General features: G+C 57.0%; 18 protein-coding genes. 4 read left to right on the top strand and 14 right to left on the bottom strand.

The annotated features are described in order from the left end of the window. Positions 1 to 79: 79 nt before the first annotated feature. From A3H92_12520 to A3H92_12505, 4 genes are all read right to left on the bottom strand, one after another. Positions 80 to 2284: a cyclic nucleotide-binding protein gene (locus tag A3H92_12520; GenBank protein OHC73387.1), complete on the bottom strand. Its 2205-nt coding sequence runs from the start codon at positions 2282 to 2284 to the stop codon at positions 80 to 82. Between the two features lie 131 nt (positions 2285 to 2415). After that, positions 2416 to 2925: a hypothetical protein gene (locus tag A3H92_12515; GenBank protein ID OHC73365.1), complete on the bottom strand. Its 510-nt coding sequence runs from the start codon at positions 2923 to 2925 to the stop codon at positions 2416 to 2418. Continuing rightward, entirely contained in the window at positions 2922 to 3203 is a 282-nt protein-coding gene (locus A3H92_12510; GenBank protein ID OHC73386.1) for a hypothetical protein, read from the bottom strand. Before A3H92_12510 ends, A3H92_12515 begins: the two co-directional genes overlap by 4 nt. Before the next feature lie 70 nt (positions 3204 to 3273). Continuing rightward, positions 3274 to 4935: a hypothetical protein gene (locus tag A3H92_12505; protein ID OHC73364.1), complete on the bottom strand. Its 1662-nt coding sequence runs from the start codon at positions 4933 to 4935 to the stop codon at positions 3274 to 3276. A 312-nt stretch (positions 4936 to 5247) separates the two neighbouring features. Here A3H92_12505 and A3H92_12500 point away from each other — a divergent pair, with 312 nt between their 5' ends. Further along, a complete protein-coding gene (locus A3H92_12500) occupies positions 5248 to 8004 on the top strand; it encodes a DNA polymerase I (GenBank protein OHC73363.1) in 2757 nt (918 codons plus the stop codon). 1 nt (position 8005) lies between these two features. On the opposite strand, the gene A3H92_12495 is transcribed toward A3H92_12500, so the two are convergent. Both A3H92_12495 and A3H92_12490 read right to left on the bottom strand, forming a co-directional pair. Continuing rightward, positions 8006 to 8959, bottom strand: coding sequence for a hypothetical protein (locus A3H92_12495; protein OHC73362.1), 954 nt, complete (start codon positions 8957 to 8959; stop codon positions 8006 to 8008). Beyond that, a complete protein-coding gene (locus tag A3H92_12490; GenBank protein ID OHC73361.1) occupies positions 8956 to 10419 on the bottom strand; it encodes a hypothetical protein in 1464 nt (487 codons plus the stop codon). Before A3H92_12490 ends, A3H92_12495 begins: the two co-directional genes overlap by 4 nt. A 185-nt stretch (positions 10420 to 10604) precedes the next feature. On the opposite strand from A3H92_12490, the gene A3H92_12485 reads away from it, so the two are divergent. Further along, the gene (locus A3H92_12485; GenBank protein ID OHC73360.1) at positions 10605 to 12686 is read left to right on the top strand and encodes a hypothetical protein; all 2082 of its coding nucleotides are present in this window, start codon (positions 10605 to 10607) and stop codon (positions 12684 to 12686) included. 134 nt (positions 12687 to 12820) lie between these two features. Here the strand turns inward: A3H92_12485 and A3H92_12480 are convergent, their stop codons facing one another. Further along, positions 12821 to 13693: an ATP phosphoribosyltransferase gene (locus A3H92_12480; GenBank protein OHC73359.1), complete on the bottom strand. Its 873-nt coding sequence runs from the start codon at positions 13691 to 13693 to the stop codon at positions 12821 to 12823. Between the two features lie 122 nt (positions 13694 to 13815). On the opposite strand from A3H92_12480, the gene A3H92_12475 reads away from it, so the two are divergent. Continuing rightward, complete coding sequence (locus A3H92_12475; protein OHC73358.1) at positions 13816 to 15138, top strand: hypothetical protein; 1323 nt, start codon at positions 13816 to 13818, stop codon at positions 15136 to 15138. Between the two features lie 233 nt (positions 15139 to 15371). Here A3H92_12475 and A3H92_12470 read toward each other — a convergent pair whose 3' ends face one another. Continuing rightward, on the bottom strand, positions 15372 to 16625 hold the full coding sequence (locus tag A3H92_12470; GenBank protein OHC73357.1) for a hypothetical protein: 1254 nt from the start codon (positions 16623 to 16625) through the stop codon (positions 15372 to 15374). Positions 16626 to 16681: 56 nt separating this feature from the next. Next, on the bottom strand, positions 16682 to 16921 hold the full coding sequence (locus A3H92_12465) for a hypothetical protein (protein OHC73356.1): 240 nt from the start codon (positions 16919 to 16921) through the stop codon (positions 16682 to 16684). 485 nt (positions 16922 to 17406) lie between these two features. Here A3H92_12465 and A3H92_12460 point away from each other — a divergent pair, with 485 nt between their 5' ends. After that, positions 17407 to 17799, top strand: coding sequence for a hypothetical protein (locus tag A3H92_12460; protein ID OHC73355.1), 393 nt, complete (start codon positions 17407 to 17409; stop codon positions 17797 to 17799). Between the two features lie 10 nt (positions 17800 to 17809). On the opposite strand, the gene A3H92_12455 is transcribed toward A3H92_12460, so the two are convergent. From A3H92_12455 to A3H92_12435, 5 genes are all read right to left on the bottom strand, one after another. Continuing rightward, positions 17810 to 19552 carry an oxaloacetate decarboxylase subunit alpha gene (locus A3H92_12455; protein ID OHC73354.1) on the bottom strand — a complete coding sequence of 581 codons (1743 nt, stop codon included), beginning with the start codon at positions 19550 to 19552 and terminating at the stop codon, positions 17810 to 17812. A 100-nt stretch (positions 19553 to 19652) separates the two neighbouring features. Beyond that, the gene (locus tag A3H92_12450) at positions 19653 to 22334 is read right to left on the bottom strand and encodes a pyruvate, phosphate dikinase (GenBank protein ID OHC73353.1); all 2682 of its coding nucleotides are present in this window, start codon (positions 22332 to 22334) and stop codon (positions 19653 to 19655) included. Then, entirely contained in the window at positions 22331 to 24412 is a 2082-nt protein-coding gene (locus A3H92_12445; GenBank protein OHC73352.1) for a glycine--tRNA ligase subunit beta, read from the bottom strand. Before A3H92_12445 ends, A3H92_12450 begins: the two co-directional genes overlap by 4 nt. Beyond that, positions 24405 to 25265, bottom strand: a complete 861-nt coding sequence (locus A3H92_12440) for a glycine--tRNA ligase subunit alpha (GenBank protein ID OHC73351.1) — start codon at positions 25263 to 25265, stop codon at positions 24405 to 24407. The genes A3H92_12445 and A3H92_12440 overlap by 8 nt, the downstream gene beginning before the upstream one ends. Positions 25266 to 25344: 79 nt before the next feature. After that, entirely contained in the window at positions 25345 to 25617 is a 273-nt protein-coding gene (locus A3H92_12435) for a hypothetical protein (protein ID OHC73350.1), read from the bottom strand. Between the last annotated feature and the right edge of the window lie 61 nt (positions 25618 to 25678).

Here is a 25678-nt window from a genome sequence, read left to right as displayed (position 1 = left end):
ATCGCCGCCATATGGGTCGTAATAATGCCTCAATCAGCACTCAACCCGGCTTATTAACGGTCGACTATTTAAGGCAATCCTACGATTGCAGCACCCGCAGTTCGGCGTTGGTGTAGCGCAGTCTGTTGGCGAGCACGCTGGCCAAGCCTTCCATCATCTTGATGGCCACCTTTTTGTGTTCCTCGGCAAATTTGTCGAAGGTCTTGCGTGAAATCACAAAGAGTTCCGTATCGGCGACCGCCACCGCGTCCGCCGAGCGGGCGTCGTCGTCAAGGAAGGCCATTTCGCCGAAAAAAGCGCCGCGACCGAAGGTGCCGAGATGGTGCGATTGCCGGTCGTTAAGCGGAAGCTGGATGCGGACCGCGCCGCGACGAATCAGGAAAAGCTCGTCACCCTCTTCGCCCCGCGTGAAGATGCGCCCGCCTGCGGCGACGCTGCGCTTTTCCATGCACGATTCAAGCGCCGCCAGAGTCTTTTCCTTGCGGCCGCTGAACAGTTCGACCTGATCCAGCTCCAACAAAACTTCATCGTCTCTTGCCAGGGCGGCTTCTTCGATGATGCGATTTTCGACCCACTCCAGCGCTTCGTCCAGGGTGGGAAACACCCGCACCGGACTTTTCGACCGCATAAGGCCGACCTTGGAAAAATACTTCTCCATGTCGCGCCCCGACGGCAGGTCCTGAGGAATATTACTAAAGATCAAAAAGCCTCCGCGCTCGATCATCATATCCTTGATCTGCTCAAGCAGATGCGCCGCCGTGATGTCCACGGTCTGAATCCGCCGCATGTCGAGGATTACAAACTCGCGGGTTTTTATCTCCGGCTCAAGGCACAAATAAAGCTGATCGGCGGTGCCGAAAAAAAGGCTGCCCTGCAACTCGATGATCGCGGCGCGGTCGCCGCGAGAGATAAGAATCTCCATTTCATCGCTGGTGCGGATGCGCTTGGAGAAAATCTGGTTTCCCAGCACCTTGCGGCGAATGATCGAGCCGCGAATTTGTTCGCGGATAAATAAAACAACGGCCAGCGCGACGCCTACTCCCGAGGCGACGATCAGGCTTATCGTCAGCGCGGAGCCGATCACGGCGACGATCACCGCAAAGTCGAGAATGGTCGAGCGCGATTTGAGGAACTGGAAGCTGTTGCGGTCGATCATGCGTACGCCGATAACGATCAGAATGCCGGCCAACGCCGCCACCGGAACCCAGGAAATCAGATTCGTCAGCAGCAGAAAGGCCAGCAGCGCAAGCACGCCCTCGATTATGCCGGACAAGCGGCTGCGGGCGCCGCTGGAGATGTTCACCAACGTCGCCCCCATGGTGCCTGCTCCGGGAATGCCGCCGATCATCCCGGCGGCGATATTGCCGAAACCCTGGCCGATCAGTTCACGGTTGGAATCGTGACGCGAGCGGGTCAAGGCATCAAGCACCACGCATGTTTTCAGCGTGTCGATGGACAGCAGAACGGCCAGCGTAAGGGCCGGTATCGCCAACGTCTTTAACTGCTCAAAGCCTACTTTTGCAATCGAGTCCCATCGGCTGTTGAAAGCGTCGGCAAAGCTGCCCATGCCGCCGCCGCCGCCGAGGGCGCCGACGACCAGGGGATTGGCGTCAAGGGTGAGCAGCGCCGGATCGAACGCGGCGAGAATGAAGTAGGCGGCTACGCCGGCCCCCAGGCCGAGGATCGCCGCCGGAACCGCCTTGATCAAACGCGGAGCGCCGAGCATCACGGCAATCGTCACGGCGCCGATGATTATCCCCTGCCGGCTCCAGACATCGGGGGACGCCAGCGCCTCCCAAAACGTCATCCCTTTGGGCGCGCCGAGAAATTTCGGCGTCTGGCTTGCGATGATGATCAGGCCGACGCCGGACAGATAGCCGCTGACCACGGTATAGGGCATGTACTTGATCAGGCGGCCCAGCCGCAGAACGCCGAACAGCACTTGCAACGCGCCGGCCAGAAGGCCGAGCAGAACCAGCAGCAGCAAGACGGTTTCAACCGGACTGCCGGAGCGCACGGCTTCAATGGCGAATGCCGACAGCACCGCCGCCGCCGGGGCGCACGGCGCCGTGATAAGCCGGTTGGTGCCGCCCAGCGCCGGGGCGACAAGCCCGAGCGCGGTGGTTCCCAAAATCCCGGCCAACGCGCCCAGCGCGGCGTTGGCGCCGCCCAGCGTCGCGTAGATCGTGACGCCGAAAGCGATGGCGGCGGGCAGGGCGACCAGCATGGCGGCGAGGCCGCCCCAAAAATCGCCGGCCGGGTCTTCCGGCTTCAGTAATTTCATCGGCGACGACGCGGACAGTGACGGGCCATTGACCGGCATCTTGCAGACAACCTCCGAATTCGAGAAAACCATACTACCATTTCACTATCGGCGGAACAGCATTTACTCAGGCGGAAAAAGTTCGGAGACGATTAAAAGCGGGGCATAAGTTTAGCCAATGGAAGAAAGAGGCGCTGCGAATGTCCGGAGAACAGCTCGAAGCCGTACCTTTCGTAGAATGATATTGCTTTCTCGTTCTTCGCCTCAACCACCAAGGCATGAATTGCCAAAGACTCATTGGCCCGCATGACCCGCTCGAAGGCGTTGATAAGCAGAAACTTGCCGTAATTCCGCCCCTGAAAACGCCGATCTACCGCCAACCGTCCGATCAGAGCGGCGGGAATAGGGTAGTGCGGCAGCTTGCGGGCCAAGGCTTCAGGAAGATCGTTACGGCTGAAACTGGTGGCGCTCAATGTATAGTATCCGATGATCGTCGCCGACGGCTCGCCGACGGCCACGAACACGCTGCTGACGTTTCGTCGCATGTCCTGACCGGCATGGTTTTGAAGGTAATCGTCCAGCGCTTTCTCCCCGCAGGAAAAGGTGCCGCGATCATGATGCGGGCCGAGCGGCAGGACGCTCGGAACGCGAAAATCGGTCATCCCCCGGTTACCCGTCCGTACCAGGCAAAGGCTTTCTTGAGGTTGTCGTTAGGCTCGGGCGGGTTGAGAAGCGACTCCCTGAACCGTTCCCACTCCTCAGGCGTCAGCGTGATGACCTCATGCTCGCGAACAATGGTCTCCGCCTTCTGCATGGCCACATCAACCACGAAGTCGGTCAGCGTCTTGTCGGAATAGGCGGCGGCGCGCTCCAGCTTATGTTTTGACTGTGGGCTTAGGCGCAGGCTGATGCGGTCTTGGCGTTGGGCTGTTCTGGGCATATCCATTCTCCGAAACCCGAACCCCAGTGTACGCCCGCAAGGCATACATTTCAAGATGGTTATATGATGTTTAAGTCGCTCTTGTTCGCAAATGCGCCGGCAGGGAACCAACGACAGCTAGGCTCCGTTCCTCATCCCAAAAGAAGTAAACCCGCATACAGCGAGACTCATTGTGGGCGTTGCCATATTTCAGGTGCATATTTAGCTCACGCTTACGACCTTCATGTTTAAGAAAGTAAGTATCGCCTTGTTCACCGGCCAAACCGCCTGCGAATGTGGCCGAACATCCAAGGCCAAGTTCTTCAAGCTTTTTATCAAATGCTTCTTGCCCTTTTCCGAGCATCTTTTCTCGGTATTCATTGGCGAGCAGCAATAATGCCTTGTAAACAAGGCCAACATCGTCAAAAACTGCCCCTTTAGCAGACCGCAAAGCCCTCCCTGCCATTATTATGCGGCCTGCGAGGTATTTATTTGTCCAATCGCCAAGTTCATCAAGGGATTCGGGAATGGGGGTGTCGTGATCAGTTGATTTATTGGTGATTTCCTTAATTTTTGTTTCAAGGTCATCATTGCGCTTCTGAAGCCAGTATAAGCGGCTTTCCAACTCTTTTTTTGTATGTTCTACGTCTTTCCGCTTTTCTTCTTCCTCTAAAGCCATCCCCTCCCATTCGGCTGATTGCTTACCCTTCTCCTCAATTTCCTGATATGCTAGATTTAGCAGTTCATCATCAACAGCCGTCTCACGGCGCATTTCGATTGCATGTTGTTTGACTTTTGAAAAGCTTGGAAGGTCTTTCTCATGATCGATGCGAGCCAAACTTTCGGATGCCGCATTTCTTGCCAACATGGCAACAAAACCATCAGCCCCACCACCTTCCCACTGTTTTATAGTCTCTGGCAAAGCTATTGGGTGAGTAAACGGTGTATCCTCATCAAGATTGAACCCCGTTTTATAGGTTCGTACAGCACCGCGATAAACCGAAAACATCTTCCCGAAACGATCAGATATTCCATAAGTCAATTCGCCGGGAACGACGACAATATGTGCAATACCGATACACCGTTTGGCAATATCAAAAACGTCGATTGAGGCTGTCTTGGGATCATCCTCGTATTCATTCAATGAAACAACATAGACTGGATTTTTCCTCTTCGAGTCCTCAATTAAATCGAGCATCTCATTTAATGAGTCATTATCTTTAATAATCCATGGCAGATCGCTGATAGTTCGCCCAATGCGGACAAGACCGGGATTTTCGCTGACTTGCCTTACAATCCCCGGGACAGACGGAATGAAATCCGACAAATCTCCCCTGCCGGTAGCCATAAGCCTCAAGCCGAAAGTGGCCTGATTGTCTTTCAGCGCAACCGTAATCTCTGTCGTCCATGTTCTCCCCGCGACCTTTTTGTCTGGATCATCACATCGAACAACCCAGTAATCGATATTTTCTCTCTTAATGGTGACTGCGGCTGCGGAACATCCAGGTATTAGGTGCTCAAAATCTTCGAATGACCAAGCAGTTTCTGTAAGTTTACCTACTCTCTTTTGTACCCACATAAGAGACTGTTGTTTTGCCATCTTAATAGCTGCCGGTTTGTCTTTACCGGCAATAGAAGCGGTGACATTGATAACTTGGCGGATTGTTGGTGTGTTGCCCCGAATTTGCTCGGCCACTGGCCTTGGTTGATCCGCAAGGCTACCTCGATTGTTAATTAGGCGGCTTACCATCATTTTTCCAGTAGGCTGATGATTACTGAAAGATAACCCGATACTTGCCCACAAACGGCATCCCACAGATAGTTTGCGAATTCGAGAAAACCATACTACCATTTCACTATCGGCGGAACAGCATTTACTCAGGCGGGCGGTATGTGATGATATAGTTACATAGTTAAGCCGATTTAACGGCTTAAGCCTGAAGATCGGGGAGTTAACCTCCCCTGCCCCCTCCTTCGTAAGGAGGGGAAAAATTCCTCCTAGGAGGGGTTAAATGCTGTGTTGTCACAAGCTCTTTAAGTAATTGCCGATATAGAAAGAACTCCCATGAAGCACGTTTTCCTGATCGACGGATCGGGGTTCATTTTTCGCGCCTATTTCGGCATCAAGGAGCGGATGATCCGTTCCGACGGCGTTTCGGTGAACGCGGTCTACGGCTTTACCTCGATGCTGATGAAGCTGCTTGAAGAAACCGACGCCGATCACATCGCCGTTATCTTCGATGCGGCGCGCAAGACTTTCCGCAACGACATCTATCCCGAATACAAGACCCATCGTCCGCCGCCGCCCGATGACCTGATCCCCCAATTCGATCTGGTGCGCGCCGCCACCCGCGCCCTCAACGTGACATGTATCGAAATGCCGGGCTTCGAGGCCGACGACCTGATCGCCACCTATGCCTGCCGGGCCGCAAAGGCCGGCGCCGAAGTGACCATCGTCTCCTCGGACAAGGACCTGATGCAACTGGTCGGCGGGCGCGTCAACATGCTGGACGCCATGACGAACCGCGTGATCGGCCCCCGGCAGGTGGAGGAAAAATTCGGCGTCGGCCCCGATAAGGTAATCGACGTTCAGGCTTTGGCCGGAGATTCATCGGATAACGTGCCGGGCGTCCCCGGCATCGGGATCAAGACGGCGGCGCAATTGATTACGGAATACGGCGACCTGGAAACCCTGCTCGCCCGCGCCGGTGAAATCGCCCAACCCAAGCGCCGCCAAAGCCTGATCGAATTTGCCGATCTCGCCCGCTTGTCAAAGAAGCTGGTGACTCTCAAGGACGATGTTCCGCTGGAAACACCGCTTGCGGAATTGGCGGTCAGGCCGTCCGATACCGAGATGTTGCTGACGTTTCTCAGGGAGCAGGAGTTCAAGTCGCTTATCAGGCGGGTTCAGAACCGTCATGGCGCTGCGACTCCGGCGGAAAACGCGCCGCCGCCTGTAACCAAACCCGACTATCAATCGGTTCAGACGATAGACGGCCTGAAGCGGTGGATCGCCGAGGCGGTCGAGGCCGGCGCCTTCGCCGTCGATACGGAAACCACATCGCTGGACGCCATGACCGCCGATCTGGTCGGGGTGTCGATGTCCGTCAAACCGGGGCGCGCCTGCTACATCCCCCTCGGCCACAAGACGCCGGCGGCGCAGGGAGCCTTCGATTTAGGCGACGGCCACGGCAGCGGCGGTGGCAAGGCTCCCGAGCAGATTCCCATGGACGCGGCCCTGGCCCTGCTCAAGCCTCTGCTGGAAGACCCTTCGGTGCTCAAGATCGGGCAAAACATCAAGTACGATATGCTGGTGCTGTCACAGCACGGCATCAATATCACCCCGGTCGATGACACCATGGTGTTGTCCTATGTGCTGGAAAGCGGACTGCACGGCCACGGCATGGACGAACTGGCCCTGCTCCACCTTGACCGCCGGACCATCAGGTACAAGGACGTGGCCGGTTCCGGCAAGAGCAAGATTACCTTTGATCAGGTTCCGCTGGACAAGGCGGTGAACTACGCCGCCGAAGACGCCGAGGTCACCCTGGCCCTGCACCGCTTGTTAAAGCCGCGCCTGATAAGCGAGCGCATGACGGCGGTCTATGAGACCATCGAGCGCCCGCTGATCGGCGTGCTGGCGGACATGGAAAAGAACGGCATCAAGGTCGACGCCGCCGGACTGAAGGCCCTCAGCAACGATTTCGCAGGCCGTCTTGCCGAAATGGAAACGGAAATTCACAGGCTGGCCGGTCGTGATTTCAACGTCAACTCGCCCAAGCAACTGGGTGAAATCCTGTTTGACGAGATGGGGCTGCCCGGCGGCAGGAAGGGCAAGGCCGGGGCCTATTCAACCGACCACGACGTGCTGGAGGGGCTGGCGGCCCAGGGCCATGATCTGCCGGCCCGCGTCCTGGACCAGCGGCAGATCGCCAAGCTCAAGAGCACCTATGCCGACGCTTTGGTCAACCAGATCAATCCGCGCACGGGGCGGGTCCATACCTCGTTCTCGATGGCCGCCACCTCCACCGGGCGGCTGGCGTCATCAGACCCCAACCTGCAAAACATCCCTGTCCGCACCGCCGAGGGCCGCAAGATTCGCCGGGCCTTCATCCCCGAAGCGGGATATGTGCTGCTGTCCGCCGACTATTCCCAGATCGAATTGAGGCTGCTGGCCCATGTCGCCGGCATCGAGTCGCTGAAGGAAGCCTTCCGCGACGGCCGGGACATCCACGCCATCACCGCCTCGCAGGTGTTCGGAGTTCCCGTCGAGGGCATGGACCCGATGGTGCGCCGTCAGGCCAAGGCCATCAACTTCGGCATCATCTACGGCATTTCCGCTTTCGGACTGGCCCGCCAACTGGGCATTTCCAACGGCCAGGCCGCCGACTACATCAAGGCCTATTTTGAACGCTATCCCGGCATCAACGCCTACATGGAGCGCACTAAAGCGGAAGCCGGAAGCAAAGGCTTCGTCACCACCCTGTTCGGGCGTAAATGCTACGCCAAAGGCATCAACGACAAGAACCCGCAGATACGCGGCTTCGCCGAACGCGCCGCCATCAACGCTCCCATCCAGGGAGGCGCCGCCGACATCATCAAGCGCGCCATGATCCGCCTGCCCGGCGCCCTTGACAAAGCGGGTCTGCGCGACGTCCGCATGCTGCTGCAAGTCCACGACGAACTGGTGTTCGAGGTTCCCGAGGCCAAGGTCAAAGAAACCGTCGCCCTGGTCAAGGAGGCCATGGAATCAGCCGCCGTTCTGGATGTTCCCCTGGTGGTTGACGCCAAAACCGGCGCCAACTGGGACGAGGCGCATTAGATTATTCTTTGAGACTTTTTGTCAGGGCCGCCTTGTTCATGAGCAGCGAAAGGGATTTCTTGAGGGTTCTGCCATGAAAAATAGTCTTTATGAACAAACTCACCAGCTTGAACATCTGAATTGGGCATCGAAAAATTGCCGCCGTGAATGAAAACAAAACGCTGCCGTAATTAACGCGGTCATAGTATTTCCGGAATATTTTAGGCACAGGCTGTATGCCGAATGAAAGCGACCACGGAATGGGGAATAACTCAGTGATGCCTTCATTATTTATTTTTTCGTAATTGTGCAGAAGGGTTCCGTCCTGACTGAAAAAATATCTCAACTGGAAGGTCTGATCCTTTATTTCCTGCAAGGTTTTTTCGCGTATTTTTGTGTTCTTGATGATATCCGGCTTTACGAATATCAGGTTTGTGTTGGTTCCTTCGATCAGGACATAGCCGCGCGACCTAGCGGATTCATGGATTGAAAGCGCCGAGTTTCCATTCATTTTTCCCTTCGGATTTATGTATCTGGTGTCGAACGGAATAACCGGATTATATTCAACGATGACTATTTTCGGGTTGAAATGCTTTATTCCCTCCCAAACCCGCAAGTCATCGGAATCAATATCCACAGACAGGAAATCAATGTCCTTAACGCCGCGTTTTTGTAGCAGGCTGTCGAGTGAATTGTCGCCGTCTTCTTCAACAAGGGCATTGATTTTCAGCACGGTCTCATCGGGAATGTTGGCGCAAAGCCGCGTGAAGCGTTTTTGATCTCCTTCAATAAAACAGCCTTTCCAGCCTTTTTCATAAAGATGATAGGCGTTGCTCCAATGCTTTCCGTCCCATGCGCCGAATTCAACGAAATAACCGCCGGTCATATTTAAAACGGACAGCAATTTTTCGATGATTCCATCCTCGCCGTTCTGGCTGTAAATATTTTTGTTATAGTCGTAGAGATTGATGCTCATTTCCGGCCCTGTTCAGCGGAAGGATTGCGCAGATAAACGTATAAATCGGGACACTGAGGGCGCTCCGTCAGGGTATAGCCGTCCAGCGACGCTCCATCGACGACTCCTTCTGAATCGAAGGCGACGACGGCGTTGAAAGCGCCTTTGGCGATAAGGCCGCCGATGCCGCCGTCCTGGAATTTTTTCCCCAGCGCCCGCTCCTTATAATAAACGAATGAAAAGACATAGGGGGTATTTCCCGGCGTCATCCAGGGCAGGCCCATGTATGGGGTGTTAATAAACAGCGGACGGGGAAGGGTGTCGGCGCATTGTTTCATGCGCGTATAAGCCTCGTGTTGCGGGCGTATGTCGGTAACTCCGGCAACGCCGGATAAAACCAGAATAACGGCAACGAGCAAGGTTCCCCAGCCGACGCTTCCGGCCAATATGGGCCACTTTAACGCCGCCCCTCCTTCCCGAACCAGCATGGGAAGACTCGCCATGATCATTAAACCGAGAAAATAGGACAGGGTAAAAAAGTAGTTTTCCGCCCCGCCGTGCTGGGCGCTTGCCGGGATGGACAGGGTCAGGGCGCAGGCCGCCGCTCCCGAAGTGAGCATGAACGCATCGTTCCGCCACAGGGACATCAGGCGGTCGCGTGACTTGAAGGCGACCGCCGCCAAGGCCGCGAGAAAAAATAAAAGGGGACCGGACTTAACGCCGAAGTTCGCCATGTTTCGGACCATCCGTTCGACGGTAGGCAGGAGCGGGTAGTCATTCAACGTGATGGAGCGGAGCCAAAGTTCATCCCCGATGTAAAAGGTGACGGCCCAGGCGGTCGGAAGCAACGTCGCCAGAACAAGCAACGGCTTCCAGTCGCGCCGCGCCAGCAAAAGCAGGCCGACGCCTCCGGCCGAGAAAATATTGCCCTGCTTGAAGGACCAGGCCAGATACACGGCGACGACCACGAACAAGACGGCAGAAATGCGCTTGCGGGGGTAATAAGCCAAAAACAGCGTAATGCCGATAATTTCAAAAAACATGGCCCAAAGATCGGCCCTGACCGTCAGCGCCCAGAAGCCGATCAGGGGACCGAACATAATGAAAATCGCAAACCCCAGGCATAACGCCTTTCGTGAATTATCATGGGCTTCCGATGCCCGGACGAATGAAATGTATGATGCCGCCGCGCCTGCAAAGGCGGCGATCAGGGTCAAGAGGCGGGAGACGGTCGGCAGCCAAGCGTCCTCTAACGAGAAAACCCACATTATCGCCTTGGAAAACGTCCCATAGACGGCGGGAAAGAGCCGGTTGTAGACAAACAGGCTGTAAGGACTCTCATAAGGGTCGTTGTAGATCGGCTGACCTTGGGTATACTTCCATACATAAAATATATTTGTGAATTCATCTCCGGTGGTGTGAAGCTGCAAAGGCTCGGTTAATGAGATCGCCGAAGAAAATCTTACGGCAAAAAGCGTCAAACACAACGCCGCTCCCGCTACGGCTAAATTTGTAAATAATCGCATTCGGCGCCTTTCAGTTCAACGCGCTCTACATAGGTCTTTTGCCGATCATCGCCGGGGGTGTTCTTTTGTCATGCACAAACAACCTGACAATATCCGGTAAATGGCGGATTATAGCAAACTTCCGGGTTGCATAGACAAGCATGGCGATGACGAATCTTTCTCTATCAATAATAATTCCGTCCTACAAAAGCCCCCATCTGTCCACGGTGATCAATTCATTGCGGGGCATCGGGGCGCTTGAAATCATTGTCGTCGATTCATCGCCCGAAAAGCCGGATGTTGTCGATGAAGACGTAACGCTGGTTTGGCTGCAAAGGCGCACTCCGGCCGGCGCGGCAAGAAATATAGGCGCCGCCAGGGCAAAGGGGGAGTATCTGATCTTTGTGGATTCCGACGTAGTTTTTACGGAAAGATCACGGAGCGCCGTTATCGAGGCGGTACGAAGAAAAACTCAAAGCGTTATTTGCGGGCATTATATAGCCGACCGGGAAAATGATCCGTTCTTTCCCCTGTTGCAAAACCTGATTCTGGACTATCGGATGACCAGAAAACCATCGTCGGATTCCGATGACTGGTGGGCTTCCTCGCATTTTCTTATGCTGCGAAATTTTTTTGAAGAGGTCGGGGGATTCAACAACTCGATTGAAACCTATGAAGATGTAGAGTTCTTTTCACGTTGTCGAAATCTTGGAATTAAATTCGAGATTACCCATGATTTCGAAGCGGTCCACTACAAAAATTACGACTTCAAGGGCTTTCTTGCCGACTACTATCACAAGGCATTCAATTCGTTTCAGGTCCGCCGGCGTTACCCGCATGTTTTCAAGGGATCGTCAGCGAAGCTCGGCCCGGCAATTGTTCTTACCTGGCTTGCCGGGGCGCTTGTTCCGTTCTGGGCGGTATTGTCGGCGGTTGTTCCTGCGTCGTTGACGCCGGCGATTGCCGGAATCTTGTTGCTGCTGCTTGCCTGCCCTGTGGCCCTTTGGCCCGTCATGCTTAAAGGCCTGCCGCCGGCCTGGAAACTGCGCGCCCTGGCGGTGTGGCCGTTTCTCGGCATGTCCGTGACGGCGGCCATAGCGAGTTCAGCCGCAGTCTGGTACTCAAAACGTGCGCTGGAAGAGGCTCGTTCGTTATCGGATTTATTCATGGCTTTTGCGTGCGTGGTAGCGCGAACGGGGTCTCCCATCCAAATCATTCATTTTGTCACGGCCCGCTGTAACCTCAGGTGCAGGCACTGTTTCTATAAGGAGGAATTGGACGCTAAAGACCCCGGCGAGATGAGTCTGAACGCAGTGGATAAGGCAACCCGCGAGATCGGTCCCGTTCTCTGGTATTCCCTGGCCGGTGGAGAGCCTGTTCTGAGAAATGATTTGGTGGAATTAACGGGGATTATACAGCGCAATTGCCGCCCCCACATATTCAGCCTTCCGACCAACGGCTGGTATGTGGAAAAGACTTTCAGGGCGGTTCAGGAAATTCTTCAACGCCATGAGCGAATGAACCTCCTGGTGTTTCTTTCCCTCGACGGCCCCCGGCAAGTTCATGATTCCATACGGGGCGAAGGCTCATTCGGGCGCGCAAGGCAAACAATGGAGCGGCTTCGTCCTCTCCAAAAGTTTTATCCGAATCTGTACCTGAATGTAACCACTACGGTAACGCCTGATAATTACAAGGTTTCACCGGCCTTCATCAAGGAGATCGCCGATGATTTCCGGCCCAGCGCCATCTCCATAAATCTTTTCCGTTATCACTCTTTCGATCATCCTCCGGTTCCCGAGGAAGTCATCGACGGGTATTACCTGACGGTTAAGGCCTATGAGAAAATATTAAAAGATTCCCTCTCAAAAAATTACGGATTTTTTGCCGGAAAACTGTTAAAGGCCAAGGAAATAATGCAAAAAGAACTCATCTACCGGGTGGCGAAGAATAATGAGTTCGTAACGCCGTGCACCGCCGGAACCCTGAGCTATATCATCTTCGAGGATGGTCGGGTTCAGCCCTGCGAGGTGCTTGACGACTCCATCGGCGCGCTGTCGGAAGCAGAATCGTCGCCGTCTTTCAAAGATATAATCAAATCTCCGGAAGCGCAAAAACTACGCAAACGGATCAAAGACTCGAGATGTATGTGCACCTACGAGTGCGCCATGTCGACCAATGTGCTTTTCAATCGGCCGTTGACCTTGCGGCTGTTCGGCAGAGTCGCCAAAGACATTTTTAAATAACGCCACCCCCCTCACCCTTCCCTCTCCCCCCGCGATTTGCGGGGGGGAGAGGGTTGCGCAGGGTTGGCGCGTCGGCACGATGCGCCTTACCCGAAGCTGGGTGAGGGGGGATGATTCCATTCGATTGCAAACCGTTAACTGACCTTGTGCAGCGGCAGTTCCAGGATTCCCTCGGCGCCGGCGAGTTTCAGCCTGGGAATCAAATCGCGCACCTGATTGCGGCTGACCACCGTCTCCACGGCCAGCCAGTCGCTGTTGTACAGGTGACTGACGGTGGGGCCGTTGAGGCTGGGAAGGAGCTTTATGATCGCATCGATCTTGTCCTTGGGGGCGTTAAGCTTGATCAACACCTTCTCGTGGGCGGCAAGGGCGCTTTTCAGCAGCAGGGCGATCTGCTCTATTTTTTGTTTCTTCCACGGATCGGCCATTGCCGTCTTGTTGGCGATCATGACGGTGTGGGTGCGCAACACATCGCAGACGATGCGAAGGCCATGGGCCTTGATGGTGCTGCCGGTCTCGGTGATTTCCACCACCGCGTCCACCAGCCCTTCGACTACCTTGGCCTCGGTGGCGCCCCACGAAAATTCCACCTCGGCGTTGACGTTGTTTTCCTTCAGCCAACGCCTGGTATAGCCGACCAGTTCGGTAGAGACCTTTTTGCCCTCAAGGTCCTTGACCGATTTAACGGGCGAGTCCTGCCGCACCACCAGCACCCAGCGCGCCGGTTTGTCGGAGGCCTTGGAATAGACCAGATCGCAGACCGTCTCCACATCGGCGTTGGTCTCTTTCACCCAGTCCTGTCCGGTAAGCCCCACGTCCAGCGTGCCGCCGGCCACATACGGTCCCATTTCCTGGGCGCGCACCAAGGCGCACGTCATCTCATCGTCATCGACGGTCGGGAAATAGTTGCGCGAACTGGTCGATATGTTCCAGCCGGCGTGGGAAAACAGCTCGATGGTGGCGTTTTCGAGGCTACCCTTGGGAATTCCAAATCTCAGGTTAGGCATTTGCTTCTCTGTCATGTGCGGGTATGAGGATACGCGGGTGAATACGTCTACGGTATGCTCATGTCAAGCATAGCCCGCCATTCTTTTGTCATTGTAAAGCAAAAACGGTATACAATCGACCTATGGATACGTTCTTTGACTGGCAAGCCTTGCAAGCTCTCCTGACAGAAGCCAGGACATGGTTCCTGGGGAATGTCCTGGTCGTCGGCAATCTGGTCCAGATACTGGTCATCGCCGCTGTTTTTCTGATTGCCCGCAAGGCCGAGTCCAGGGTGACCGGCCTGTTCGGCAGGCTCAAGACACAGCCCTGGTTTAACAAGCGTTTCGATCCGGTTGTCAACCATGCCGAATTGCTCAGCCTACCGCTTACCTGGCTGGCCGCGCAATGGCTGTTGACGGCCATCGCCGCCGGCGCCGGCCGGCCCCACCATCTGATGACCATCACGGTCAGTCTTCTCGCCGCCTGGATAGTCATCCGCCTGACTTCGGGGCTGGTCCGCGATCCTGTCTGGTCCAAGTTCATCGCCGTCACCGCCTGGACCATCGCCGCACTGAACATAGTCAACCTCCTCGACCCGGCCATCGGGTTCCTGGACAGCATGTACATCATGCTGGGCGAGCTTAGGCTGTCGGCGCTGACGGTGATCAAAGGGGCATTGACGCTGGCCGTCTTTTTGTGGATCGCCACCACCCTGTCCGATGTTTTGGAGCAACGCATCAGGAGTTCTCCCAACCTGACGCCTTCGGTCAAGGTGCTGTTCAGCAAGTTCCTCAGCATATCGCTGATCGCCATCGCCGTCATGGCGGCATTGAGCAACGTCGGCATCGACATGACCGCCTTCACCGTGTTCGGCGGCGCCGTCGGCGTCGGCATCGGCTTCGGCCTGCAAAAGGTGGTGTCAAACCTGATCAGCGGCCTGATTTTATTGATGGACAAGTCGGTAAAGCCCGGCGACATCATCGCTATCGGCGATACCTACGGCTCGATCAATGCGCTGGGGGCGCGTTATGTCTCGGTGCTTACCCAGGACGGCGCCGAACATTTGATTCCCAATGAAGAACTGATCACCCAGCGCGTCGAGAACTGGTCCCACACCAACTCGCTGCTGCGCCTGAGGGCGCCGGTCGGCGTCGCCTATGATTGTGACATCCGCCGCGCCATGAAGCTATGCCTGGACGCCGCCGACAACGCGGCGCGGATACTCAAGACTCCGCGCCCGGAATGCCTTCTGATCGGATTCGGCGACAGTTCCGTCAATATCGAGGTCAGGTGCTGGATCGACGATCCCCAGAACGGCATCGCCAACGTCAAGAGCGAGATTATGCTCGGCATCTGGGACAGGTTTCAGGAGCACGGCATCTCTATCCCCAGTCCCAAGATGGACGTTCACATCAAATCGGCGCCGCCTGCCTTTCCTATAAAAATAGCCACGGATGAACACTGATGAACGCATAAACGCAGATATCAAGACTGTTTTTTCAATCCGCGCGGCGGCTTATCCTTCATCATGACTTCGCGTCTTCGCGTCTTTGCGTGAAACATGGTCGGTCATGCGAAGGCGCAAAGGCGCGAAGTCATTTTGGGCCATGGATATCAATTCAAACAGGTTTCGTCCTATGAAAATCTTCTATCTGTGTTTATCCGCGTGCATCCGTGGTTAATAACCAAGGGGACAGATTACTTGTCGTAGCAAGTTGCGCATGCCTTATCCATCTCCTCGGCGAGGGTATAGACATTCCAGTCTTCGGTCTGGCCGCGCAGGCGGTGGGGGCCTAAGGGAACCATCTGTTTTGAGTTGCAGCGGGGAAAATCGGGCGAGATCAGGATCTGGTGATCCAGGTTTTTGCACAACTCCTCAAGACGCGCCGCCTCGTTGGCGGCCCTGCCGATAACCGTGAACTCAAGGCGTTGCGGCGTTCCGATATTGACGTACATGACATCGCCGACATGCAGAGCCACTCCGTAACGCAGCGGAGCCAGGCCCTTGCCTTGGCGATCAATGTTGAGTTCCTTTATGCTTTTACGCGCCTCATGCGCCGCCGACAGGGCGCGGGCGCAGGCGCTTCTGGACGAATGACAGACGTCCTCGAACATCTTGGATTTTTCATCGAAGGGAAAGATGGCCAGCGCCGCATCGCCGATGAAGCGCAGCACCTCGCCGCCGTGCTTGAGAATCGCCCCCGCCATGCAGTCAAAAAAATCGTTGAGCACGGCAAGAAAGCTCTCAAGGGGCAATGACTCGGCCAGCTTTGATGAGTCCCTGAGATCGCAGAACCAGATAACGGCGTGAATCATTTCTCCGTCGCCGCGCTTGACCAAGCCGTCAAGAACGCGCTTTCCCGTATGTCTGCCGATGTAGGTTTCAATCAGGGTCTTGGCGGTTTGGCGGACGGCGAAAACTTCCAGCATACGCGACAGCAGCGGCAACATGCCTGATACCAATTTCAGGTCTTCATCATTAAAACCGCCGGGCGCGGCGGAAGCCAGGGTAACGGCGTTGATTTTTCCGTCATGAAAGACCATCGGCATCGCCACATAATCGGTGCCGCCTTCGGCCTGTAGCTCCTTGAAATAGGGGAATTCGAGTTCCTGCGTTTTATCTTCCAGCCGGCGGCGGATGGCGCCTGAGCCTTCGAGGACGGCGGCGATCGGGCTTTGCAGATAGATGGGCTTTTGCAGCGCTTCGTTTGAAGGCGAGAAGACTTCGGTCTTGCCGGTGTCGCTCCGCCATGTGTAATGGGTGGCGAAGGTCAGAGGGTGCAGGGTGCGGATAAGAACCCGCATCCTGAACAACGGCATCCCCGCTTTCACCAGCCGTTCGGCCAGCCGCCCCACCAGCTCTTTTGAGCCGGTAATGTTCAGGCCGTCGGACAACAGCCAATCAACGAAAGGATTGGCGTGATCGGCAATAGCGGGCGAGGGCTTGTCCATATCAGGGTCACCGCAGCGGGAATAAAAGATGCCCCTATTGTACATCCGGCGATGTTTCAGGGGTGATGATTCTTGCATTCCATGTCAAATACGATGATATGACGGAACAGGAGATCATTTATGTCGGAGAGTTGGTGGCGCCAGTTCTCTTGCGGATTATTCATTTTTTCGTAAATGTCGCCCAGGTATTGCAGCAGACGGCGATGTTCGGCCTTGTGTCTGTCTTCATTTTTAAGGTGGAGCGGGGCCATGATGCGTTCTTCATTTTCAAAATGGGTTTTGGTGGCCGCCGCCACAGCCGATAACAACGGTCGCACTTCTTCCCGTGGTTGATCCAGAACAACGGATCGTTCGAGTTCCCGGCTCAACTCGAAGATAGCCTCATGCTCACGGTCTATCTCGGGTATGCCGACATCGAGGTCACATCCGGCGGAATGCATCTCTTATTGCTCCTTTCCGACAGCAACAACCGGCCCGAATGGTGTATTATTTTAGAATTAAAGTAAAGTAGGCCAAAGGTTATAGCCATGCCGATAGGGCGGCACAATCATGAACGTCGGCTGAATACGCGCTTCAGTGAAGGTTAAGGATCAGGTTGTTAGCCTTAAAATGTTAGGCAATGCAGCCGTTCCAGACTCCCCCCAACTCTCCCCGTGGGGCGGCGGCTTAAAGGCGGGGCCACAGCCCGGAAAGTCCTCCCGCTTGCCGGCGGCCCCGCCTTTTTCTTGCCAAATCTTCAAATAACTTCTTTAATCCGTATGGATAAACGGGGAGGACAGACATGACCGACGATGGAGGAATGCTGGAATCGGCAGAGCAGATTCAGCCGATTTTCCTGAAGGTGGTGACCGCCATGGCCATGGTTGACGGCAAGCTCAAATTCAGCGAGATCGACGGCATCAATGCCGTATTTGAACGCCATGCGGGCAGACCCCTCAAACAATGGGAAATCGACGAGATCGCCCTGTCCGACCATGTTGACGATGTTCCTTTGCCCGCTTATTTGGCCGGACTCGCGGGCAGACTCGGCGACAAAATAAAGGATGAATTGATCCTCGCCGCATTGCACATCGCCGGCGCCGACGAACTGGATATCAAGGAAACGGCGTTGCTGACGGAAATGGCTGCGGCGCTGAACATCTCCGAAGAGCGATTGCAAGCTCTGGTCGGATAACCAGGCAAAGCTATTCTATGGTGAGGAGGGTGTCCCCGGCCTGTACGGCGTCGCCTTCCTTAACCTTGATGTCGGTGATTACGCCATCCCTGGCGGCGCGCACTTCAGTTTCCATTTTCATGGCTTCCAGGATGACGATCACGTCGCCGGACTTCACCGTCTGGCCGTCGCCGACCGCTATCTTCCAGACGATGCCGGCCATGGGCGAGCGGAGAATCTTGTCTCCCGCCGCCGTCGGCCGGGCGGAAGCCACCTCGCCGCTCGGGCCTATTTCCACTTCATATTCGACACTGTTGACCACCACCCGATAGCTCTCGACGCCGCCTGTCGTTGCCGGAGCGGCGGCGGCCGTCGGCTCTTCTCCCGTGGGCATCGGTTCAAAAGCGGCGGGGTTGCCCCGGTTCTCCATGAATTTAAGACCAACCTGCGGGAAAAGAGCGTAGGTCAGCACGTCTTCGATCATCTCATCGGCGAGCCTGAGGTTCTTTTCCTCGGCGATCTTTCCAAGTTCGACGGTGAGCCTGTCGATCTCCGGCTTTATCATGTCCGCCGGACGGCAAGTCATGGGTTTTTCGCCCTTTTTCAGGACCTTGGCCTGTAACGCCTTATCCACCGGCGCCGGGGTGGAGCCGTATTCCCCCCTAAGGACGGCGCCGGTCTCCTTGGTGATGGTTTTGTAACGCTCGCCCATCATTACGTTGAAAACCGCCTGGGTGCCGACGATCTGCGAGGTCGGCGTCACCAGCGCCAGATAGCCCAGCTCCTTCCTGACTTTGGGAATCTCCTCCAGGACGGCGTCCATCTTGTCGAGCGCGCCTTGTTCCTTGAGCTGGCTTTCCATGTTGGTCAACATGCCGCCCGGCACCTGCGCCAGAATGATGCGGGAATCGACGCCTTTGATCGATCCCTCGAAGCGGGCGTATTTCTTGCGGATCGGACGAAAGTAATGAGCGATCTCTTCCAGTAGCGCCAGATCAAGGCCGGTGTCGCGCCCGGTTCCTTCCATGATCTTGACCACCGACTCGGTGGCGGAATGGCTGGTGGTCATGCTCATCGTCGAGATGGCGGTATCCACAATATCGACGCCGGCTTCGGAAGCCTTGACAATGGCCGCCGTGCTCATCCCCGTGGTGGCGTGACTGTGCAGGACGATAGGCGGCGCCACGGTTTCCTTCAGGCGACTCACCAACTCCTCGGCGGCGTAAGGAGTTATCAGCCCGGCCATGTCCTTGATGCAGATGGAGTGAGACCCCATGTCCTCCAGCCTCTTGGCCAGGTCCAGCCAGTAGTTCAGGTCGTGGACCGGGCTTAAGGTATAGGAGACGCACCCCTGGGCGTGCTTGCCGGCGGATATCGTCGCCTTGATCGCCCGCTCCATGTTGCGGATGTCGTTCATGGCGTCGAAGATGCGGAAGACATCTATGCCGTTGGCGGCGCAACGCTCGACGAACTTGTCCACCACATCGTCGCCGTAATTGCGGTAGCCGAGAATGTTCTGACCCCGAAACAGCATCTGCAACGGCGTCTTGGGGAGCGCCGCCTTGAGGCGCCTGAGACGCTCCCACGGGTCTTCTCCGAGAAAACGGATGCATGAATCAAAGACGGCGCCGCCCCACATTTCCAGCGACCAGAACCCTACATCGTCCAGCTTGGGGCAAATAGGGAGCATGTCTTCGATGCGCATACGGGTCGCCAGCAGGGACTGGTGAGCGTCGCGCAGCACTAATTCCGTAATTCTGAGAGGCTTCGTCATAATCGGTCGGCATCCTTGGAGCTTGCAGGGCGGCATGGAGTCAGCAGGGCTGTATATTACATTTGAAATTTCCGCGCTTCACCTTTTTCAGCGGCAAGGGCTAGGCGTTGGTTTCGCCTTTGACGCCGAGCGCCGCCTGCGCCGCCGCCAGTCGGGCGATAGGCACCCGGAAAGGCGAGCACGACACATAGTTCAGGCCCACCGACTGACAGAAATGGATCGAGGCCGGGTCGCCGCCGTGTTCGCCGCAAATGCCGAGCTTGATATTCGGGCGGACGGCGCGGCCGCGCTCACAGCCGATTTTAACCAACTCGCCGACGCCGTCCGTGTCGATGGTGACGAACGGATCAAAAGCGATAACTCCCATGTCCTGATAGGCGGTAAGGAAGTTGCCGGCGTCGTCGCGCGACAGGCCGTAGGTGGTCTGCGTCAGGTCGTTGGTGCCGAAGCTGAAGAACTCGGCGGTCTCGGCGAGTTCCCCGGCGCGTAAGGCGGCGCGCGGCAGTTCAATCATGGTGCCGACCAGATAGTCAACCTTGACCTTTTTTTCTTCCATCACCTTGGCGGCGATTCGCCTGACCACTGCGGTCAGCTTGTCCAGCTCGGCCTTGATGCCGACCAGCGGGATCATAATTTCCGGCAGAACCGTCTTGCCGTTGCTCTTGACCTCGCAGGCCGCTTCGATGATGGCGCGGGCCTGCATCTCGGTGATCTCGGGATAGGTGACGCCGAGGCGGCAACCGCGATGGCCCAGCATCGGATTGTATTCGTAAAGCTGATCGGCATATTTTCTGATGGTTTCAATATCGGCGCCGGAAGACTTGGCCACCATCTCCATATCGGCCTCGGTATGGGGAAGAAACTCATGCAGCGGCGGGTCGAGCAGACGGATGGTCACCGGCAGCCCTTCCATGATCTCGAACAGATTGATGAAGTCTTGGCGCTGGTGAGGCAACAACTTGTCCAGGGCGATGCGGCGCCTGGTTTCGTCTTTGGCCAGGATCATCTCGCGCATGTGGATGATGCGATCAGGCTCGAAGAACATGTGCTCGGTGCGGCAAAGGCCGATGCCCTCGGCCCCGAATTTGCGCGCCGTCCTGGCGTCGGCCGGCGTCTCGGCATTGGCGCGCACCTTCATGGTGCGCAGTCGGTCAACCCACGTCATGAGTTTGCCGAAATCGCCGGTAAGTTCGGGCTGGATGGTCGCCACCTCGCCCACCATGATCTCGCCGGTGGAGCCGTTGAGGGTGATCATCTCGCCTTCTTTGATCACCGCGCCGCCGGCGGAAATGGTCTTGGCGGCGTAATTGACGCTGAGATTGCCGGCGCCGGCGACGCAGGGCGTTCCCATGCCGCGCGCCACCACGGCGGCGTGGCTGGTCATGCCGCCACGAGTGGTGAGAATGCCTTGGGCCACATGCATGCCGCCGATGTCTTCGGGGCTGGTCTCGATGCGCACCAGGATCACCTTTTCGCCCTTGTTGTGCCAGATCACGGCGTCCCCGGCGTTGAACACCACCCTGCCGCAGGCGGCGCCCGGAGACGCCGGCAGGCCCTTGCCGAGCATGACCTTTTCGGCATCGGGATCGAGTTGAGGATGGAGCAACTGGTCAAGTTGGGCGGGGTCGACGCGGCGCACGGCCTCGTCGCTGTCGATCAGTCCCTCTTCGCACATATCGACGGCTATCTTCAGCGCCGCTTCGGCGGCCCGCTTGCCGGTGCGGGTCTGCAACATCCATAACTTGTTCTGCTGGATGGTGAATTCCATATCCTGCATGTCGGCGTAATGCTTTTCCAGCTTGGCGCGGATGGCGGCCAGTTCCTTGAAGGTGTCGGGCATGACGGCTTCCATCGAAGGCAGGGCCGAGCCGGCCAGCTTTCTTTCGTGTTCAGTCAGGCATTGGGGGGTGCGGATGCCGGCGACCACGTCCTCGCCTTGCGCGTTAATCAGGTACTCGCCGTAAAAATAGTTGTCGCCGGTGGACGGGTTGCGGGTGAAGCATACGCCGGTGGCGCAGTCATTGCCCATGTTGCCGAAGACCATTGCCTGGACATTCACCGCCGTCCCCCAGTTTTCGGGGATATCGTGGAGCTTGCGGTAGGTGACGGCGCGTTTGTTCATCCAGCTTTCAAAGACGGCGCCGATGGCGCCCCATAGCTGTATATTGGGGTCCTGAGGGAATGAGTCGCCCAGTTCTTCCAGAACCTTGCCCTTGTATTTTTTTACGACTTCCTTCCAGTCGTTCGCAGTCAGGTCCGTATCCAGGACAAGATCGTGCGTTTCTTTATGCTCATCCAGCAGTTCCTCGAAATTGTAGCTGTCGATGCCCAGCACCACGTTTGAATACATCTGGATGAACCGGCGGTAGCTGTCATAAGCGAAGCGCGGGTCATTGCTGCGTCCGGCCAGTCCTTCAACAGTCTCATCGTTGAGGCCGAGGTTCAGCACCGTATCCATCATGCCGGGCATGGAGGCGCGGGCGCCGGAGCGCACCGACACCAGCAAGGGCATGCCCGAAGCGTCGCCGAACCTGAAGCCGATGATCTTTTCAATCCCGGCCAGCGCCGCCGCGACCTGCTGTTCCATGTCGGCGGGGTAGGTTCGGTCGTTTTGGGTGTAATGGGTGCAGACCTCGGTGGTGATGGTGAAGCCCGGCGGGACCGGAAGCCCGATGCTGCTCATCTCGGCCAGATTGGCGCCCTTGCCGCCGAGCAGTTGTTTCATGCCGGATCGGCCCTCGGCCTTGCCGTCGCCGAAAGTGTAAACCCATTTAGTCGTCATTTTTCAGTTCCTTCGATCCTGGAAAAGTCCGCTATCCCTTCGAGGGCTGAACGGATCTGCGATAATAGCTTGAGACGATTCCCGCGTAAGCCGGGATTTTCACAATTCACCGTAACTTTATCAAAGAATGCGTCAACCGGCGTCCTTAACCCGGCCAGTTCGGTCATGGCGTCGGTAAACCTCTCGTCCTTCAGGGCTTCCTGACTCTTGGCGCCGACCGTGGCGAGGCAATCAAACAGGATGCGTTCGGCGTCTTCGGCGAAAAGCTTTTCGTCGGCGACGCCGTTATAGGACAGGCCGTCTTTTTTCTCCTCAATGCGCAGGATGTTGGCGGCTCGCCGGTAGGCGACCAGCAGGTTGGCGCCGTCGTCGGCGTCAAGGAAGCCTTGCAGCGCGCCAACGCGGGCCAGCAGGCGCACCAGATCGTCCTCGCCGGAGTCAACCGCGAAGACGGCGGAGATCAGGTCGTGGCGCACGCCCTTTTCCTTGAGATGCGCCTTGAGGCGGTCGGCGAAGAACGACAGCAACTCGCCGGCCGATTTATCGGGGGCCGTCTTGAAGGCATCGTTGCCGAAGACTTCATGAGCTGTTTTGAAAACATTGAGCAGGGGCATTTTAAGATCATTCTCGATGATCAGCCGGATCACTCCCAGCGCGGCGCGGCGCAAGGCGAACGGGTCCTTGGAGCCGGTAGGTTTCTCGTTAATGCCGAAGAAGCCGACCAGGGTGTCGATCTTGTCGGCCAGCGCCACGGTGACCGCCAACGGCCGGTTCGGGCAGGCGTCATTCGGGCCTTGGGGCGCATAGTGCCGGGCAACGGCCTCCGCTGCGTCTTCGTCTTCGCCGTCGGCGCGGGCGTAGTAGCCGCCCATGATCCCCTGCAATTCCGGGAACTCGCCGACCATCCCGCACGACAGGTCGGCTTTGGCCAGCCGGGCGGCGCGTTCCGCCGAGACGGGATCGACGCCGGTATAGACGGCCAGTTTACCGGCCAGTTCGGCGATGCGCTCGGCCTTGTCGAACATGGACCCCAGGCCTTTGTAGAAGACCCGCCCGGCGAGCGCCGGCAACCTGTCCTCCAGCCTTTTTTTGCGATCCTGATTCCAGAAAAATTCGGCGTCGGATAAACGGGCGCGCAGCACCCGCTCGTTGCCGGCGATGATGGCCTTGCCGCCGTCCGTCGCCTCTATGTTGGCGACGGCGATGAAGCGAGGGGCCGGCGAGCCGTCGGCGTTCAATAACGAGAAATACTTCTGGTGCGAGCGCATGGCGGTGCTCAACACTTCCGGGGGCAGGGTCATGAAGCGGTCGTCGATGCGCCCCATCAGCGCCACCGGCCATTCGACCAGACCGGCGACTTCGTTGAGCAATCCCTGATCGGCTTTGAGTTTAAGGCCTTCCGCAGAGGCCAGACGCTCGGCCTGGTCATGGATCACCCGGCGGCGCTCGGCGGCGTCCAGCATCACCTTGGCGTGCGCCAGCTTGGACTTGTAGTCGGCGAAATCCTTGACCGTGAACGGCTTGGGGGCGTGGAAGCGGTGGCCGCATATCGTATTGCTGAATTCCAAAGAGCCGACAGTCAGGTTAACCGGCTTTCCGTTGAACAGGATGACAATGGATTGCAGCGGGCGAACCCATCTGTTCGGCAAACTCCCCCAGCGCATGGACTTTGGCCACGGGAATGACAAGATAACGGGGCCGAGGATGTCCGAGAAAACGCCGGGCGTCGGCCGGCCTTTCTTTTCGACGACGGCGAACAGGAAGGCGCCTTTGGCCGTCTCGCGTTTCTCGCAGCGGTCAAGCGTCACGCCGGCGGCTTTCAGGAAGCCGTCGATAGCGGCTTGCGGCGCGTCGGCGCGGGGGCCGCGCTTTTCTTCCTTAACGTCCGGCTGGGCGAGGGGCAGGCCTTCGACCGCCAGCGCCAATCGGCGCGGCGTCACATAGGCGTGGGCGGCGCTAAAAGTCAGGCCGGCGGTCTTGAGGCCGTCGGTTACCAGCCGTTTCAGATCATCGGCGGCGGCGGCCTGCATCCGCGCCGGGATTTCCTCGCTGCGGATTTCAAGAAGCAGTTCAGGCATCGCCGCCCCCCTTCAGCCACGTCTCGCAGCACGACTTCGCCAGCGCCCGCACGCGACCGATATAGGCGGCGCGCTCGGCGACCGAGATGGCGCCCCGCGCATCGAGGAGATTGAACAAGTGGCTGGCTTTAAGGCATTGGTCATAGGCGGGCAGCGCCAGCCCGGCCTTAAGCGCCGAATCACATTCCTTTTCCGCGTCGCCGAAACGGCGCATCAGCATTTCTACATCGGCATGTTCAAAATTATAAGCCGAGTGCTCGCGCTCGTTACGCAGGAAAACATCGCCGTAGGTAACTCCGGCGCCGTTCCAGTCCAGGTCGTAGACGTTCTCCACTCCCTGGATATACATGGTCAGACGCTCCAGGCCGTAGGTCAGTTCGACGGATACCGGATCACATTCGATGCCGCCCACTTGCTGGAAGTAGGTGAACTGGGTGATCTCCATGCCGTCGCACCACACTTCCCAGCCCAGCCCCCAGGCCCCCAGCGTCGGACTCTCCCAGTCATCCTCGACGAAGCGGATATCGTGTTTTATGGGGTCGATGCCGAGATGGCGCAGGCTCTCCAGGTAAAGCTCCTGGGAGTCCTCGGGCGAGGGCTTGAGCAGCACCTGGAACTGGTAGTAGTGCTGAAGGCGGTTGGGGTTTTCGCCGTAGCGCCCGTCGGACGGACGGCGCGACGGCTGAACGAAGGCGCACTTCCACGGCTTTTTCCCCAGCGCCCGCAAGGTGGTGGCGGGGTGGAAAGTGCCGGCCCCCACCTCCATGTCATAGGGCTGAAGGATAACGCATCCCTTGGCCGCCCAGAAGGATTGCAGCGCCAGAATCAGCGATTGAAAATCGGTTTTGGCCATGGCGCCGGGGCAGTCGGTTGTTGATGTTTGACGGTGCGACGGGAGATTACGGCGTGGTCAAGGCGGGGTCAAGGCGGGGTCACGCATAAGGACAGTCGTCGCGGCCGCAGGATGCGGGGCTGTCGGCGATGACATAGGCGTCGCAGACCTTGCAATTAACCATGTCCTTTATTTTGCCGGCGGACGATTTATCCCGTTTGGCCCCGGAGACCGGGCCGCCGCCCGAGCGCACACTCGCCCTGATTTTGTCCTCGCGCATTTCCTGTATGCGAATGAACAACTTGAAGCCGTACCACACGGCCATTGCCGCCAGGACGGTAAAAATAAGTTTGGTCAGGCTGAATCCGAACATGAGGAAGTTTTAAGGGGTGGTAGTTGTTAAGGCAATAGTTCCGCTTGTTAACAGTTGAAGG

This window comes from Rhodospirillales bacterium RIFCSPLOWO2_02_FULL_58_16, from assembly GCA_001830425.1.
In the GTDB taxonomy this organism is placed as follows: Bacteria; Pseudomonadota; Alphaproteobacteria; order Rhodospirillales; family 2-02-FULL-58-16; genus 2-02-FULL-58-16.
This window is presented reverse-complemented; position numbering and strand designations above follow the sequence as displayed.

Bases quoted from the DNA above. Each gene is read 5' to 3' on its own strand.
- A3H92_12520 (OHC73387.1), bottom strand. From the start codon at position 2,284: ATGAAATTACTGAAGCCGGAAGACCCGGCCGGCGATTTTTGGGGCGGC.
- A3H92_12515 (OHC73365.1), bottom strand. From the start codon at position 2,925: ATGACCGATTTTCGCGTTCCGAGCGTCCTGCCGCTCGGCCCGCATCAT.
- A3H92_12510 (OHC73386.1), bottom strand. From the start codon at position 3,203: ATGCCCAGAACAGCCCAACGCCAAGACCGCATCAGCCTGCGCCTAAGC.
- A3H92_12505 (OHC73364.1), bottom strand. From the start codon at position 4,935: ATGATGGTAAGCCGCCTAATTAACAATCGAGGTAGCCTTGCGGATCAA.
- A3H92_12500 (OHC73363.1), top strand. From the start codon at position 5,248: ATGAAGCACGTTTTCCTGATCGACGGATCGGGGTTCATTTTTCGCGCC.
- A3H92_12495 (OHC73362.1), bottom strand. From the start codon at position 8,959: ATGAGCATCAATCTCTACGACTATAACAAAAATATTTACAGCCAGAAC.
- A3H92_12485 (OHC73360.1), top strand. From the start codon at position 10,605: ATGGCGATGACGAATCTTTCTCTATCAATAATAATTCCGTCCTACAAA.
- A3H92_12480 (OHC73359.1), bottom strand. From the start codon at position 13,693: ATGCCTAACCTGAGATTTGGAATTCCCAAGGGTAGCCTCGAAAACGCC.
- A3H92_12475 (OHC73358.1), top strand. From the start codon at position 13,816: ATGGATACGTTCTTTGACTGGCAAGCCTTGCAAGCTCTCCTGACAGAA.
- A3H92_12470 (OHC73357.1), bottom strand. From the start codon at position 16,625: ATGGACAAGCCCTCGCCCGCTATTGCCGATCACGCCAATCCTTTCGTT.
- A3H92_12460 (OHC73355.1), top strand. From the start codon at position 17,407: ATGACCGACGATGGAGGAATGCTGGAATCGGCAGAGCAGATTCAGCCG.
- A3H92_12455 (OHC73354.1), bottom strand. From the start codon at position 19,552: ATGACGAAGCCTCTCAGAATTACGGAATTAGTGCTGCGCGACGCTCAC.
- A3H92_12450 (OHC73353.1), bottom strand. From the start codon at position 22,334: ATGACGACTAAATGGGTTTACACTTTCGGCGACGGCAAGGCCGAGGGC.
- A3H92_12445 (OHC73352.1), bottom strand. From the start codon at position 24,412: ATGCCTGAACTGCTTCTTGAAATCCGCAGCGAGGAAATCCCGGCGCGG.
- A3H92_12440 (OHC73351.1), bottom strand. From the start codon at position 25,265: ATGGCCAAAACCGATTTTCAATCGCTGATTCTGGCGCTGCAATCCTTC.
- A3H92_12435 (OHC73350.1), bottom strand. From the start codon at position 25,617: ATGTTCGGATTCAGCCTGACCAAACTTATTTTTACCGTCCTGGCGGCA.